This is a genomic window from Pedobacter sp. BS3, assembly GCF_008274585.1.
Classification (GTDB): domain Bacteria; phylum Bacteroidota; class Bacteroidia; order Sphingobacteriales; family Sphingobacteriaceae; genus Hufsiella_A.
This window is the reverse complement of the sequence record NZ_VTRT01000003.1, coordinates 494884-507895: the sequence shown is the minus strand read 5'-3', so window position 1 is coordinate 507895 and position 13012 is coordinate 494884. Positions and strand designations below refer to the sequence as shown.

At 36.7% G+C, this 13012-nt stretch carries 20 protein-coding genes; 2 read left to right on the top strand and 18 right to left on the bottom strand.

Annotated features, from left to right (window positions below):
- The first annotated feature begins 5 nt into the window (after nt 1–5).
- Nucleotides 6–680 carry a hypothetical protein gene (locus tag FW774_RS11000; RefSeq protein WP_149348222.1) on the top strand — a complete coding sequence of 225 codons (675 nt, stop codon included), beginning with the start codon at nt 6–8 and terminating at the stop codon, nt 678–680.
- A 147-nt stretch (nt 681–827) separates the two neighbouring features.
- Here FW774_RS11000 and FW774_RS10995 read toward each other — a convergent pair whose 3' ends face one another.
- The 8 genes from FW774_RS10995 to FW774_RS10960 all read right to left on the bottom strand — a co-directional run bounded on the left by FW774_RS10995 (nt 828) and on the right by FW774_RS10960 (nt 6826).
- Entirely contained in the window at nt 828–1145 is a 318-nt protein-coding gene (locus tag FW774_RS10995) for a DUF3817 domain-containing protein (protein ID WP_149348221.1), read from the bottom strand.
- Between the two features lie 2 nt (nt 1146–1147).
- Nucleotides 1148–1612 carry a hypothetical protein gene (locus FW774_RS10990; RefSeq protein ID WP_149348220.1) on the bottom strand — a complete coding sequence of 155 codons (465 nt, stop codon included), beginning with the start codon at nt 1610–1612 and terminating at the stop codon, nt 1148–1150.
- A 1-nt stretch (nt 1613) separates the two neighbouring features.
- A complete protein-coding gene (locus tag FW774_RS10985) occupies nt 1614–2051 on the bottom strand; it encodes a DUF6010 family protein (RefSeq protein WP_149348219.1) in 438 nt (145 codons plus the stop codon).
- A gap of 206 nt (nt 2052–2257) precedes the next feature.
- Nucleotides 2258–3022, bottom strand: a complete 765-nt coding sequence (map, locus tag FW774_RS10980) for a type I methionyl aminopeptidase (RefSeq protein WP_149348218.1) — start codon at nt 3020–3022, stop codon at nt 2258–2260.
- Between the two features lie 77 nt (nt 3023–3099).
- Nucleotides 3100–3690 (bottom strand): TetR/AcrR family transcriptional regulator, encoded by a 591-nt coding sequence (locus FW774_RS10975; RefSeq protein ID WP_149348217.1) that lies wholly within the window; start codon nt 3688–3690, stop codon nt 3100–3102.
- A gap of 281 nt (nt 3691–3971) precedes the next feature.
- The gene (locus FW774_RS10970) at nt 3972–4946 is read right to left on the bottom strand and encodes an aldo/keto reductase (protein WP_149348216.1); all 975 of its coding nucleotides are present in this window, start codon (nt 4944–4946) and stop codon (nt 3972–3974) included.
- Between the two features lie 80 nt (nt 4947–5026).
- Nucleotides 5027–5596 carry a Crp/Fnr family transcriptional regulator gene (locus FW774_RS10965; RefSeq protein WP_149348215.1) on the bottom strand — a complete coding sequence of 190 codons (570 nt, stop codon included), beginning with the start codon at nt 5594–5596 and terminating at the stop codon, nt 5027–5029.
- 228 nt (nt 5597–5824) lie between these two features.
- Complete coding sequence (locus FW774_RS10960) at nt 5825–6826, bottom strand: NAD(P)/FAD-dependent oxidoreductase (RefSeq protein ID WP_187774873.1); 1002 nt, start codon at nt 6824–6826, stop codon at nt 5825–5827.
- 105 nt (nt 6827–6931) lie between these two features.
- Between FW774_RS10960 and FW774_RS10955 the strand changes: the two genes are divergently transcribed.
- Nucleotides 6932–7306 (top strand): Fur family transcriptional regulator, encoded by a 375-nt coding sequence (locus FW774_RS10955; RefSeq protein WP_149348214.1) that lies wholly within the window; start codon nt 6932–6934, stop codon nt 7304–7306.
- A gap of 199 nt (nt 7307–7505) precedes the next feature.
- On the opposite strand, the gene FW774_RS10950 is transcribed toward FW774_RS10955, so the two are convergent.
- The 10 genes from FW774_RS10950 to FW774_RS10905 all read right to left on the bottom strand — a co-directional run bounded on the left by FW774_RS10950 (nt 7506) and on the right by FW774_RS10905 (nt 12971).
- Nucleotides 7506–7940 (bottom strand): SRPBCC domain-containing protein, encoded by a 435-nt coding sequence (locus FW774_RS10950; RefSeq protein WP_149348213.1) that lies wholly within the window; start codon nt 7938–7940, stop codon nt 7506–7508.
- Between the two features lie 63 nt (nt 7941–8003).
- On the bottom strand, nt 8004–8612 hold the full coding sequence (locus FW774_RS10945) for a hypothetical protein (protein ID WP_149348212.1): 609 nt from the start codon (nt 8610–8612) through the stop codon (nt 8004–8006).
- 192 nt (nt 8613–8804) lie between these two features.
- Complete coding sequence (locus tag FW774_RS10940) at nt 8805–9068, bottom strand: YciI family protein (protein WP_149348211.1); 264 nt, start codon at nt 9066–9068, stop codon at nt 8805–8807.
- Nucleotides 9069–9109: 41 nt separating this feature from the next.
- Nucleotides 9110–9541 (bottom strand): SRPBCC domain-containing protein, encoded by a 432-nt coding sequence (locus tag FW774_RS10935; protein ID WP_149348210.1) that lies wholly within the window; start codon nt 9539–9541, stop codon nt 9110–9112.
- A gap of 12 nt (nt 9542–9553) precedes the next feature.
- On the bottom strand, nt 9554–9925 hold the full coding sequence (locus tag FW774_RS10930; protein ID WP_149348209.1) for a VOC family protein: 372 nt from the start codon (nt 9923–9925) through the stop codon (nt 9554–9556).
- Between the two features lie 71 nt (nt 9926–9996).
- Nucleotides 9997–10821 carry a helix-turn-helix domain-containing protein gene (locus FW774_RS10925; RefSeq protein WP_149348208.1) on the bottom strand — a complete coding sequence of 275 codons (825 nt, stop codon included), beginning with the start codon at nt 10819–10821 and terminating at the stop codon, nt 9997–9999.
- A 209-nt stretch (nt 10822–11030) separates the two neighbouring features.
- Nucleotides 11031–11210 (bottom strand): hypothetical protein, encoded by a 180-nt coding sequence (locus tag FW774_RS10920; protein WP_149348207.1) that lies wholly within the window; start codon nt 11208–11210, stop codon nt 11031–11033.
- A 68-nt stretch (nt 11211–11278) separates the two neighbouring features.
- Nucleotides 11279–11704 carry an LIC_13387 family protein gene (locus tag FW774_RS10915; RefSeq protein ID WP_149348206.1) on the bottom strand — a complete coding sequence of 142 codons (426 nt, stop codon included), beginning with the start codon at nt 11702–11704 and terminating at the stop codon, nt 11279–11281.
- A 3-nt stretch (nt 11705–11707) separates the two neighbouring features.
- Nucleotides 11708–12103 carry a VOC family protein gene (locus tag FW774_RS10910; RefSeq protein WP_197739839.1) on the bottom strand — a complete coding sequence of 132 codons (396 nt, stop codon included), beginning with the start codon at nt 12101–12103 and terminating at the stop codon, nt 11708–11710.
- 76 nt (nt 12104–12179) lie between these two features.
- The gene (locus tag FW774_RS10905; RefSeq protein WP_149348205.1) at nt 12180–12971 is read right to left on the bottom strand and encodes a DUF6597 domain-containing transcriptional factor; all 792 of its coding nucleotides are present in this window, start codon (nt 12969–12971) and stop codon (nt 12180–12182) included.
- Nucleotides 12972–13012 lie beyond the last annotated feature (41 nt).

Genomic DNA, 13012 nt, shown 5'->3' with positions numbered 1-13012 from the left:
AAATTATGCAGACAGAACTGGAAAACATCAAACAGCAGGTCGATTCCCTACAGGAGAACACAGACCTCATTACGGAGGATATTGTACGTATCATGCCGACCATTGTATCGTTGCTCTCGGCAAATGAAAAAGCGATGCAGGAATTTCACGATATGCGTGCAAAGGATCAGGAACATCTAACCCAGATAAAAGCCTTTATCAAACAGGAACACGACATCTTATCCAAGATCATCAAGGATTACGGCTCTTTGGAAGATGTAGCAAACAGGAGTTCCGAAGCAACACGCAAACACCTTTCAATATTGACTGAAAAGGAAAATGAAATAGTTGCCAAATTATCCAAGATACCCGACAGCGTGAATATAAAACACGTTTACGGTGTTGACCTTAAATCCACACCCGTGATTATTATCATGATATTATTTTCGGTCATTATTTCATTGGGATTAGGTATGTTACTGGAAAAGGATCGACAGATCGGTGATAAGACATCGTATGAACTTCGTTACCGGATGATGACTTTGGAAATGCCAGATATTACTGCGCACATCGATTCCGCATACTCTCTAAACTCTGATAAATTCCACGATTTGGTGATTAAAAGAGAAGAGGAAAACAAACTATTATACAGTATAGATAGGAGGCGAGAAGAAATCAAAAAGCTAAAAGAGGTTGAATAACGTTCCGAGTATTGGCTTGCAGTAGCCATAACTAAGACAAACTTTAAATTAGAAACAAACTTAATTATTAACCAAAAACTTCAAAAACATAGGCTTATCTGGCTATTGCGCCAATACTATGTTACCAGCACGCCCTTTTTTCAGTCGTTAATTTTCGTCTGTCGGAATGTTGCGAAGTATTTTGTAGTCAATGTAAAATGTCCCGAACGGAATGAAACAAGCAACAAGAACTTTCCAAGTGATTTCTTTAAATTTCCATTGTTGCTCAACACCTAAACGCAAAGTGTTAAACACAAATAACAAAAATAACGCACCGTGAATTGGTCCAAGCGTTTTTGACATTGTTGGATTGTCAAAATAATATTTGAGTGGAACGGCTACAAAAACCAAAGCAAGTAATGAAAAGCCTTCTAAAAAAGCTAAAAGTCGTAAACGTCCGATTGTTGTTGTAAAAAACTGTTTCATAGTTAAAATGTTCTGAAATTAGGTCTGCTCGACAATGGTGAAAATGACCAAGGAATGGCAATGAAAATGATGATCAATGCAATAGAAAACCAAACGAACGTGGTCTTAAATTTTTCTTTGTCTGTTGGTTGTCGTTTTGCCAATGCAGAACCGATTGTCAATACTACAATGGCGGTCAGCATTAAGAAAATGTGTATTATGCCATAGAAAGTTAAGTCCAAATTCTGTAAACCGGTTTCGGTTTTTCTCCAAAAGTAATTTACAATCGGGCTTTGCGTGTAAAGGATGATGCCAATCATTAACTGAATATGGGCAATGGTTGCGGTCCAGTGGCGAAAAGCATTGTCCGTTTTGGAAAAAGTTTTGTTATGGATGTAACCAACAAATGCTCTGTAAATAGAATACAGCAAAAAGGCAAGAACAAGCCAGCGAATTAAAGAGTGAAAGACTAATAAAGTTGAATACATTTTATGCCGTAATTGTTTTTTGTTTTCTGAATACGCCCCAAATGGTAGGTGCACCAAAGAAAAACCAAATGGCTAAAACTGCGTCGCACACGGCACATCCGGCAGACGACAATGGTGCAAAGTGAATGATGGGATCACCGTATAGATGATGCATAATGTCCCAGCCTGTATGCATCAGCCAACCAATACCTATGAAATAGTAGTGCTTGAGGGCTTTGAAAGCAACAAATAGCATGGCGGCACCAAATACATATTCCCAGATGCCTAATCCACCGCTCCAATAAACTCCGCCTGCACCGGCAATGATGATGGCGTTGATCTTTTGTCGGGATGGTTCTTTTACAAACGACATGATGATGATAAATACGAAACCAATCAGCACCGCAGCTATTGCATTGGTGATTGTAAATTCCGGAATGGTGTGATGATGTGTATGCATATTTCTTGTTTTTATGTTTGAATACAAAGATAAAAAAACATACTAATTAGTATGTTTTTTGAAGAAAAAAAATGATTTCAAACTGTCTAAATAGATTTTAAGTTGCTTTAAATAAGAAAGTAAACAGAAGAACGAGCAAAAGTTCAACTATAAACGCAATCGTCAGAATAACTGGTAGCGTTTTTTTTAATTATGGAGTATGTGTATTAATTCCAAATTCCATTCATTTCAGTTAGAATCATCGGTTTACCGTCTGTAACGACGATGGTATGTTCGTGTTGCGCCATAAAACCACCTTTGTTGCCAACCATTGTCCAACCATCATTTAACTCTGTTGCATACGTAGAAGTTGTGGTAATAAAAGTTTCTATGGCAACCACTGAATTTTTTCTAAACCGTCTTTGGTCAAAGCGGTTTTTATAGTTCATTATTTCATCGGGCTGTTCGTGTAAACTCCTTCCGATACCGTGACCACCCAAATTTTTAACGACCCTGAATCCTCTTTTTTTGGCTTCGGTTTCCACGATGTGCCCAACTTCAGAAATTTTCATTCCTCCTTTAACGCTGTTAATGGCTTTGTGTAAAATTTCTTTGGATGCATCCACTAATTTTTGATGTTGGTAGATGTCTTCTCCAAGTACAAATGAACCACCATTGTCTGACCAAAAGCCGTCAAGTTCAGCCGAAACGTCAATGTTAACCAAATCGCCCTCTTTTAAAGTTCTCTTCTCAGACGGAATGCCATGGCAAAACTCATTGTTTACACTTATACAAGTCCAACCTGGAAAACCATAAGTCAAATAAGGTGCGGATTTTGCACCGAAATCCGAAAGTATTTTCGCACCGAAGTCGTCTAATTGCTTTGTAGTGATACCGGGTCTTGCATAGTTCCGCATTTCTTTAAGCGTGTAAGCAACTGCTTCGCTTACTTTTTGCATTCCGATTAATTCTTCGTGTTTTGTTATGGACATTTTTTATTTCAATTGTTTTATTAGTAATTGCCAAAAATACAAAAAATACTATTTAGTATGTTTCTGATCGATAAAAATTATTTCAAACTATCTAAATAGATTTTAAGTTGCTTTAAATAAGAAACATAAACTTTCTTGCTGTTCTCTAATTTTCCCAAATTCCGAATGCCCCAATAGCCCGACATAACAAAGATGGTTACCTGTTTCGCATTTACGTCCTTACGGATCGTGTCGCTTTTCTTGCCTCTTTCGATGGTAGCGGTTATTGCTTTTGTCCATTCCTGAGTTAATACATTCAAAGCCTTATTAAATTCCGAATTCCACGGGGTCATTTCTTGCGTAAAATTGGATGCGGGACAACCGTATTCCACTTTCAGAAAATCATTTTTCATTAAAAGATTGTCCATTAGGTTATAAATTGCATCTAATGGATTCTCTTCGGTTTGAAGCGGCTCAATAAAACTATTTGTAAGTGTCGGCTTTAGGATTTCGTTGATGATGGCGAGCCCCATTTCGTCCTTGGATTTGAAATGGTAGTAAAAAGCCCCTTTGGTAACTTTTGTTGTGGCGATGATATCGTCAATGCTTGTCGTTTGGTAACCCTTAACGTAAATCAGTTCAAACGCCTTCTGTAAAATCATCAACCGTGTTGCTTCCGCCTTTTTCATAAAAGATACTGCTTAGTATTTATGCAAAGGAACGAAAAAATGTTGGGTTGTTAGCTGTAATCTTTTGAATTGTCGTCCTGCAGTTCATAAAGTCCGTAATACAATGAATTACTTTGTCCCGAAACAGTCGTAAAATAGAAGTGCCAAAGTTTAAATTTTGTCTCGATGTCAAATAAAAGTCGTCACGAGGACAGTCATTCAATGTCTAATTTTACTCTCGTCAATGGCTGCACTGTCGGTTCTCAGGGTTGCGCAACCGTTACCCTTGTTACAGGCAGTGTTTATTTTCGTCCTGTTGCTTCTTGTATTTGTGCTGGATAGCGTTCACCAACTATTTTAATTGTCGCCAATGTAGAGTTGATTTTGCTTAACTCGTCAGTTGTCAAAGCAATTTTGTCAGCACCAATGTTTTCTTGCAAACGGTGCAACTTTGAAGTTCCTGGAATTGGAACGATGAATGGTTTTTGAGCCAACAACCAAGCTAATGCAATTTGTGCAGGTGTTGCGTTTTTGTCTGTCGCAATGGAAACAACCAAATCAACTAATGCTTGGTTGGCTTCTCGGTTTTCTTTACTAAAACGTGGGGAATAATTTCTAACATCGTCCTTGTCAAGTTCAACATTTGCGTTGATTGTTCCTGTCAAAAAGCCTTTGCCTAATGGACTGAACGGAACAAAACCAATTCCCAATTCTTCCAACGTAGAAATGATGTCAGTTTCAGGCTCACGGTAAAACATTGAATACTCACTTTGCAAAGCTGTTACAGGCAAAACAGCGTGAGCCTTGCGAATAATTTCGGCAGGTGCTTCGGACAAACCAAAGTGTTTTACTTTTCCTTGTTGAATTAAATCTTTTACTGTTCCCGCAACGTCTTCAATCGGAACATTCGGGTCATAACGATGTTGGTAAAACAAATCAATTGCATCGGTTCTTAATCGCTTCAAAGATGCTTCCGCAGTGGCAATAATGTTTTCGGGACGACTATCTAAACCTAATCTTACATTTCCGTCTTTGAAACCGAATTTCGTAGCAATTACCACTTCGTTTTTGAATGGTTCCAACGCTTCGCCTACCAACAATTCATTTTCGCCATAGCCTTGTGCTGTGTCAAAAAACGTAATACCGTGTTCAACTGCCGAACGAATTAATTTTATACTTTCTTCTTTTGTTGGTGCGTTTGGAAAGCTCAAACCCATTGCTCCAAAACCCAATGCAGACACTTCTAATCCGCTGTTTCCTAATTTTCTTGATTTCATTTTTTTCTTGTTTAAAGTTTGACACTACAAAGGTTGCTTAATAAAAAATGAAACCATTTGTCAAATGGCAAAAAGTGATTTTAGTGAATGTTTTTTCTAATTCTGCTTAATGAAGATTGGGTAATTCCCAAATATGAAGCAATAAATGATAACGGTACACGATTTACCAATGTTGGGAATTTCTCCATAAAATCAAGATAACGTTCTTTAGCATCTTGGGAAATCAATTCACTTCTTCTCGAAATTTTTTCGCTGTGATGCTTGGTAATTATTTTTTGAATAATAGCGTCCCAACCGATAATGGTTTCGCCAATTTCTTTCCAATCTTGCTTCGAGAAAACAACCATTTTGCAGTCGGTAATTGCTGATAGATATTCGGAAGGTGTATAAACTTCGTCAACCGTGTTACCCGATAAAATCAAATGGTTTTCGTCAATAAAGTAGCGTGTAATTTCTTCGCCTTTGTTGTTGTAATAATAAACACGAAGAACACCGTCCGTAAGAAATCCGATTTTTCTAACTGTTTTTCCAGCTTCCCAATAAAAATCGTCTTTGCAAAGTTCAATTTCTGTCGCTTTGCTGGTAATGAGGTCAATTTGTTGCTTGTTTAAATTGCCGTATTGCAACACATATTCGATAAATTCTTTCATTTAGCAAAGTTAGAAATTGTTGTCTATCGGAAATTTGTCATTTGGCAAATAGTGTTAGGGCGGTTCGTTAACATTGCCTGTAACGGATCAGGGCTTTGTGAAGTGGCGGATTATTAGCACTAATTTTTAATCGAAGTACCGACTTCAAAATTAGCAAAAAAGTTTCAATCGAAGCCGTTACCCCGCCATTTTACAAAACCCTTGCTGGTGGTATGTGGTTTTCTTCCGTTAAAATTCTTCTTCTGTAAGTGCGTTGTTTGTCATCGAACCTGCAATGTTTCCTGTGGATACAGCATAAGCTACCGAACGCATTGGACTTGCATTGTCGCCACAAGCAAAAATACCATTTACAGTTGCTTTTTGGAACATATCTACTTTTATGTGTCCTTGTTCTGTAAGCTCACAACCCAAGGTTTCGGGAATTTTGCAATGCTGTTCAAATGCAGGTCGTGAATAAATTGCTTTAAGGTCAAAAGTTGAATTGTCTTTGAAAATAATTTGTTTCAGATAGCCGTTTTTGTGATTGAGATAAGCAATTTCTTTTTCGATTATTGGAATATTGTGTTTGGCAAATTTGCCTTTTTGTTCAGGTGTAAATTCGGCTTTACCATTGGTAAAAATGGTCAGGTCTTTTGTAAGGTTTCTGACTAACTGTGCATAGTGATAGGCAAAGTTTCCGTTGGCTAAAATTCCTGTTTTTTCATTTTTCACTTCGTAACCGTGACAATACGGACAATGAATTACCGAAATACCCCAACATTCAGAAAAACCTTTGATGTCGGGCATTGTGTCTTTTACGCCTGTTGCAAAAACGAGTTTTTTAGCTGTAAATTCTTCGCCTGTTTTTGTTGTGATACTAAAACCGTTTTCGGTTTTCTTTCCGCTAACAGCAAGGTCATTGTGAAATTTTACGGTTTCATATTTCAAAACTTGTGTTTTGGCTTTTTCTGCTATCTCACTTGGTTTTACTCCGTCTTGCGTAATGAAGTTGTGCGAATGTGGTGTTTGTCGGTTGCAAGGCAAACCGCTGTCAATGATTAAAACATTTCGCAATGCTCGTCCCAATGCCATTGCTGATGAAAGTCCTGCGTAACTTCCACCAATGATGATTACGTCAAAATTTTTATTGTCTGTCATACGATTGAATTTTGTAAATGCTGTTAATGGAAAAGGCAATGCCAATGCGGTTAAGGCAAGTCCGCCTTGTTTTATGATTTCTCGTCTTGTCATTATCTATTTTTGGGCAAAGATAAGAAGATTTTTATTATTGCGACAATGTCGCAATAATTTAATGCAAATTATTCGCATTAAATTTGCAAAAGAAAAAGAGTAGAGATGAAACGTAGAAATACACCGTCAAAAGAAGCTGTTTTAGATTTATTGATGAATACAGGAAAAGCGATGAGCCGTGATGCTATCGAACAAAAATTAGATTTAGAAATTGACAGAGCTACTATCTACAGGGTTTTAAACCGTTTTTGTGAAGACGGAATGGTACACAAAATTGTAGCCGAAGACGGAAAACAATATTTTGCCGTATGTATCAAATGTGATGAAAAAGCAATGCCTGTTAATCATTTTCATTTTCGCTGTACCAAATGTGAAACGATTGAATGTCTTCCCGAAGCTGTTCATTTTTCCGTGCCGAATGGTTACAATGTAGAAAATATAAATTGTGTTCTTACGGGAATTTGTAAGGACTGTTCGTAAATCTGTTCTTTGTCAGCCGAAAATTTGAATTTAGCACGGTCGTTTTACCATTACCGCCAACGGGAAACGCATTCGGCGGCAAAAAATGCAGAAACTTTCAACTTAACCGTTTCCCCGCCATTTTGCTAATGCGATGTTGTGTGCTGTGTTTTTTAATTTTGCGTTATCATTAACTTATTATATCTAAGGGTTGTTTCGGCTAAATTTTAGAAAGATATTCCTTTAGTTCAAGATTTATATTTTCATAAAATGGTTTGAATGATTGAATCTTTTTTCTCCCTGCAAAAAATGGATAAAGTCCATAAAAATCTTCTCCTTGAATGAGCCTTGTTTTATTATTTTCAATTGGTTCAAGATGCCAAAAATGAAGCCCGACTAAAATACCTACAATTCCACCTCTCCATTTTAATGATTTAAAAGGTATTAATTCAACAATCTTGCCTTTTCCTATATATGTTTTTCCCGAACCGTCTGGTGTGACGGTTTCCATTTTTACAATTTCATTCAGTTTGGGTTTACCCTCAATGAACTTAATAGAGGAACACCATTTTTCATAAGATTCAAAATCGGTTAAAGCTTGCCAAACCTTAGTTGGCTCGGCATTTAAAATTATTTCTGTTTCTATTCTTTTCATTGATACAAAGTATATAATTGTTCGTTTTCGCTACTATATTGCTGGAATCGTATTTTGTGCACATTATTTATTCATTTTTCGATATAGATAATAACACTCATTGTCAATATACTCTAATCCATTATTTTTTTGTTGGAGTTTTGATTTTTTCGATTTTGATAAGCTACTATTAGAATCAATAAAATATTTGTGCTTTTTTCGTTTGATTAAACCTATTAACACGAAATTATCTTTTTCTTTAATCGATTCATTATCAGAAAATAAACTACTTGTTAAAATTAGACCACCTGGCTTTATGTATTGCTCACAATAATCTATCAGTTTTCCAGCAAACAAGGACAGCAACAAGTCGAATGAAGCATATCTCAATCCCAGATCAATTTTAAAGTCTTTAGGTATAAATTTCCAATATGACGTTTCTTTGTATCTCTTGTTTTTATTAATCAAATCTGTAACCATATCAGCGTTGGCAAAAAAATCCGACGCTATTTGATTTTTATCAATGTAAACGACATGGTTAAAATAAAATGAAGGTGTGATATGGACAGAACATCCCGGATAAATTACTGAACGTGGGTTGAATTCCTGTTTTATTAATTCGAAAAGTTCGGAACGTTCAAATCCCATTGATTTATAAATTAGGTCATATTTATTCTTTGCTAAACTATTCATGTTTATTGGTAGACATAGTACACAACGGTCAACGGCTTGGCGTTTGTGGCGGCATTTGAAAACCGTCAGCACAAATTTAGCACAAAAGCTCAATAGAATTACTTCCGTTGAGCTTTTGTTCGTCAGCCGCCATAACGCCAAACCGATGTTGGCAGCTGGGCTTTTAATTCGTCTGTTTTGTTTATCATTTTGTCAAGCCAATAAATTGTCGCCCCAATCTCTGATAGCATAAGATTTTACAAGTCCTTCCAAAATAAAAGGGTCTTCGGTTACAAACTGTTCGGCTGCTTCTCGGGTTCTGAAAATTGCCATATTTCCTCTGTCAGTAAAAGGTCCAATCCCAATCACTTCGCCTCTTTGAATATACTTGTCCACAACAATTTTATGTCGTGGATAAACCAACATAATTTGCTCCATTGTTGCACCCGAACTTTCGCCAATTACTACCGCTTTCATCTTTTATGGTGTTGATATTTCTAATGCACAAAATTAGAGAATTATTTTGTCAGTTGTCCTTTGCCTGTGGTTAAGAATTGCTGTAAACTGATTTTAATATAATGTGTCCAACCTTTACTGCAATTTTCATAACATTCAACTTCGGGAACTAAACCAATGTGTGTGAAATTGATTTGTGTTGAATTGCCGGTTTCTACAATTTCAAAAATTACATCGGTGTTTGTCCATTCCGTTTTATTGTTTTGCCAATGCAAAAAACAATCGGTAACGTGCCAAACAATTTTATTGTCGTTACATTCTGTGATTTTGAAATTTACCCAAGTGTCATTAGGTAAATAACGAAACACATCATTTAGTTTTTCTGTTTTTCCTTCAATGTGCCCCCACCATTCATTTACTTTGCAAATGCCTTCAAACACTTCTTTTGCCGATTTTGCAACTTCTATGGTTGCTGTAAAACTTTTATTTTCCATTTGATGTTCTTTTTATTTTTGTGAATGAAACCCAATTTTATTCCCCTCTGTGTCGGTGAACAAAGCAATGAAGCCAAAACCGCCATTTTCGGTTTTAGGTAAAATTATTTTACCACCTGCTTCTTCTACTCTTGAAAGCGGTTTGCTTAAATCTTGTCCACCGCTTAAATACACAAGAGAACCTTTTGTTGATGGCTCGTAGCCTTTGCCTTCAACAATTGCTGCACCGCCATTTACTTCACCCATTTCAAAAGGGAAACTTCCCCATTTTCCTCTCGGTGTTGGGATTGGTTGAATTTTTGTTTTGAGAATAGTTTCGTAAAACTTTTTTGCTCTCTCGAAATCTTTTACGGGAATTTCTACCCAAGTAATTGCATTTGCCATTTTTTACTCGTTTTATTTTGAGTGCAAAAATGGACAACATTATGAACACAGCATTGTAAAAATCGGAAGTGTTACCGGTAATAGCTTTTGCCGAAATCGTTTATTTGATTTTCAAATTTCGTGGGGGCTAATCCTGTAAAGCGTTTGAAGTCTTTAATGAAATGAGATTGGTCGTAATACAACTCGTAAAAATCATTTTTGAAAAAAGATTTTTCATTTCCGCTAATGAACAATTGATAGTATTGTTTGAAGCGAATGATAGAAGATAAGTTTTTCGGGCTTACGCCTAACTTTTCATTGAATTTCATATTCAGCCAACGACTGCTGTAACCTGTTTTCTTTTCTAATTCTTTAATCGTTATTTTTCCTTTTGAAGCATTTATTTTCTCTACGCAATACTCAAAAATTAAATCCTCATTGTTCAACAAAAGTTGATTGAGCAAAAATTGTTGTATCACAGAAATTTTTTGTTGAACAGAAATTGTGTCGGCAATTTGTTCGGTTAATTGCTTACCTGTTTTGCCCAATAAATCTTCCAACGAATAAATTTGATTTTTAATTTCGTTCAGGTTGAAATGAAAAAATCGATACACACCTTGCGGATTAAATTCAATGCCGATAGTTTCTGTTGCAATGTCTTTTGCAGTGTCTAAAATCACAGGCACATCAATCAAACCCGTCAAAGTAATTTCGTGTTCTTTTGACGAAAAAGTTTGTCCGTTCACATTAGCGACAATTCCGTTTTGGTATGAAATAGTGAGTTTAAGATTTCCGTTCGGCACAACCAATTTCATATCGTCTATTGGCATTCGTCCGCTACTTTTAAACAACCACATTTTTTCAATGTAGTTTTTGAGTAGCGAATGAGGTTCAATATGTTGAAATTGTATTTGCATTTTCTGTCTGCTAATATACGCATTTTGAAGTGTTGGCTATAAGTCTGAATGATTGTCTGTCCGTGATAATTTTCTAAAAGTCAGCGAAGGACTGTCTTACGGCAAAAGTTGATAAAAGAACGAATGTTGAAATGTAGTTGTGTCAGCCAAATAAAGACAGTCAAAGACAGTCCACCGATGACTTTACGAGTGTCGGGCTGTGCGGTCGTTTAGCCTTGCTGCCAACGGTTCGGGGCTTGGCGATGGCGGGCATTTAGAAGCACCAAACTGTTGGCAAGCACAAATGTAAATAGAAAGCACAACCGTTCAATTACGCACAGTCCGCCCGCTATCGCTAAGCCCATGTTAGCGGCATGTGCTACTGTTCGTCCAAAGATGTGTCGTTTCATATCAGCACAAAGTAAATAAAAAGTGTAACAGATTTGTCTGCTACCCTCAAAATTTTGTCGTGTAATACTTATTGCAGTTTCTTCAAAAGTGTCAGCGAATAAAAACCCAACACGCTTGAGATTAAACTGAAAGCTGCTGCAAAAGGAAAGAAATATATTAACTCGTCAATGCCCCAAAGAAGAAGAATGGTGGAAAGAACAAGAACAATTTTACTGCTTATTGATTTTGTCTGGGCGTCAGCATTTGAAATAATCCAAAGAATTATTGAGAAAAAGAGTAATGCCAATGCACCTGCATAACCATATCCTTCATGGTGTCCCGCAAGAGTTTGTTTTGCACCCATGAACACGAATGAATGTTCTGTCATTCCTTTTATTGTTTCCTGAACTGTCGCATCAGGATTGGTTTTCCATGTTGTTGCTCCTACCATGTGTCCTAAAAGATGAAGGAACATGATAACTGATGCGATGCGTAAAATTAATTTTGCTTTCATTGTTTAGTTGTTTGAATGAAGTCCGATATTGTTTCCTTCGGTGTCGTTGATGAAAGCCATGTAGCCAGTGTTTTCATCAATAAATGTTTTAGGCATTGAAATTTTCCCTCCGGCTTTTTCAACTCTGTTTAAAACATTTTGCAAGTCGGGATTTCCATTGAGATAAATGAAAGAACCTGTAATGCCTGGTGTGTGCATTTGACTTTGCACCAATGCACCGCCAACTTTTCCCTGTTCAGGGTTCCACGGAAACATCGCCATTTTCATTCCCATCATTTCCATTTCCTCCATTTCAATTTCAAAGATGCTTTGATAGAATTTCTTTGCCCGTGAAATATCTTTCACTGCAATTTCAAACCAATTCAGTGCATTGGTTTCGGCACTCATTTTTGCACTCATGACTTCTTTAATTTTTTGGTTACAGGTGCAAAGGAAAAAATTGTTCAGCACCTGTCATTGTAAAAAAGGGAAATGACTAAAAGTTCTTTCCGAAGTCGTTGTTGAACTTTGAATACTGAATAGGAGTGAAACCCGTGTAACGCTTGAACTCTTTTATGAAATGTGATTGGTCGTAATACAATTCGTAAATGTTGGTGCTGTCGGTTTCCATTTGCTGATAAAAGTGTTGGAAGCGTTGAATGGTTGCCAAAGTTTTTGGAGAAATACCAATATGATTTTTGAAAAGTAAATCAAGATAGCGCTTTGTGTATCCTGTTTTTTTCTCCAAATGTTTTATGGTTGTCAAGCCGTGAAGCGATGAAATAAAATTTACGGAAAAATCTAAAATGTTATTGTCTGAATTTTCTTTGAGCAGTTGCTGAAACAAAAATTGCTGAATGAGTTTTATTTTTTGCTGCGGATTTTCTTCGTCAGACATTTTATTTATCAGGTCACTTCCTTCGCTTCCATACAAGTCGGCAAAACTGAAAAGATTGTTCGTAAGATGATACATCGGCACTTGCAAAAACTTGTAAGCACCTTCTGTTGTCAGCTCAATTCCGATTGAACCTGAAATACCTTGCGGTGAACCAAGAGTAACAGGCACATCACGAATACCGATAAAATAAATATCGCCTTCCTTGCAGATTGCCGTTTTCCTGTTGCCAGTTGTGGTGAGTGCATTGCGAAACGGAATGATGATTTTTGCTTTTGCGTTTGGAGCAATCAATGTCCCATGATTAACCAACCCCATGTCGTTCTCAAACAACCAAATCTTGGTGATGTAAGGTTTGAGTTCCTGTCTTGGTTGTATGAATTGTAGTTTCAAGTGTCGGTTAATTTATGTCAGTTCGTTGGAAGTTGCACGGT

Bases quoted from the DNA above. Each gene is read 5' to 3' on its own strand.
- FW774_RS11000 (WP_149348222.1), top strand. From the start codon at position 6: ATGCAGACAGAACTGGAAAACATCAAACAGCAGGTCGATTCCCTACAG.
- FW774_RS10995 (WP_149348221.1), bottom strand. From the start codon at position 1,145: ATGAAACAGTTTTTTACAACAACAATCGGACGTTTACGACTTTTAGCT.
- FW774_RS10990 (WP_149348220.1), bottom strand. From the start codon at position 1,612: ATGTATTCAACTTTATTAGTCTTTCACTCTTTAATTCGCTGGCTTGTT.
- FW774_RS10985 (WP_149348219.1), bottom strand. From the start codon at position 2,051: ATGCATACACATCATCACACCATTCCGGAATTTACAATCACCAATGCA.
- map (WP_149348218.1), bottom strand. From the start codon at position 3,022: ATGTCCATAACAAAACACGAAGAATTAATCGGAATGCAAAAAGTAAGC.
- FW774_RS10975 (WP_149348217.1), bottom strand. From the start codon at position 3,690: ATGAAAAAGGCGGAAGCAACACGGTTGATGATTTTACAGAAGGCGTTT.
- FW774_RS10970 (WP_149348216.1), bottom strand. From the start codon at position 4,946: ATGAAATCAAGAAAATTAGGAAACAGCGGATTAGAAGTGTCTGCATTG.
- FW774_RS10965 (WP_149348215.1), bottom strand. From the start codon at position 5,596: ATGAAAGAATTTATCGAATATGTGTTGCAATACGGCAATTTAAACAAG.
- FW774_RS10960 (WP_187774873.1), bottom strand. From the start codon at position 6,826: ATGACAAGACGAGAAATCATAAAACAAGGCGGACTTGCCTTAACCGCA.
- FW774_RS10955 (WP_149348214.1), top strand. From the start codon at position 6,932: ATGAAACGTAGAAATACACCGTCAAAAGAAGCTGTTTTAGATTTATTG.
- FW774_RS10950 (WP_149348213.1), bottom strand. From the start codon at position 7,940: ATGAAAAGAATAGAAACAGAAATAATTTTAAATGCCGAGCCAACTAAG.
- FW774_RS10945 (WP_149348212.1), bottom strand. From the start codon at position 8,612: ATGAATAGTTTAGCAAAGAATAAATATGACCTAATTTATAAATCAATG.
- FW774_RS10940 (WP_149348211.1), bottom strand. From the start codon at position 9,068: ATGAAAGCGGTAGTAATTGGCGAAAGTTCGGGTGCAACAATGGAGCAA.
- FW774_RS10935 (WP_149348210.1), bottom strand. From the start codon at position 9,541: ATGGAAAATAAAAGTTTTACAGCAACCATAGAAGTTGCAAAATCGGCA.
- FW774_RS10930 (WP_149348209.1), bottom strand. From the start codon at position 9,925: ATGGCAAATGCAATTACTTGGGTAGAAATTCCCGTAAAAGATTTCGAG.
- FW774_RS10925 (WP_149348208.1), bottom strand. From the start codon at position 10,821: ATGCAAATACAATTTCAACATATTGAACCTCATTCGCTACTCAAAAAC.
- FW774_RS10920 (WP_149348207.1), bottom strand. From the start codon at position 11,210: ATGAAACGACACATCTTTGGACGAACAGTAGCACATGCCGCTAACATG.
- FW774_RS10915 (WP_149348206.1), bottom strand. From the start codon at position 11,704: ATGAAAGCAAAATTAATTTTACGCATCGCATCAGTTATCATGTTCCTT.
- FW774_RS10910 (WP_197739839.1), bottom strand. From the start codon at position 12,103: ATGAGTGCAAAAATGAGTGCCGAAACCAATGCACTGAATTGGTTTGAA.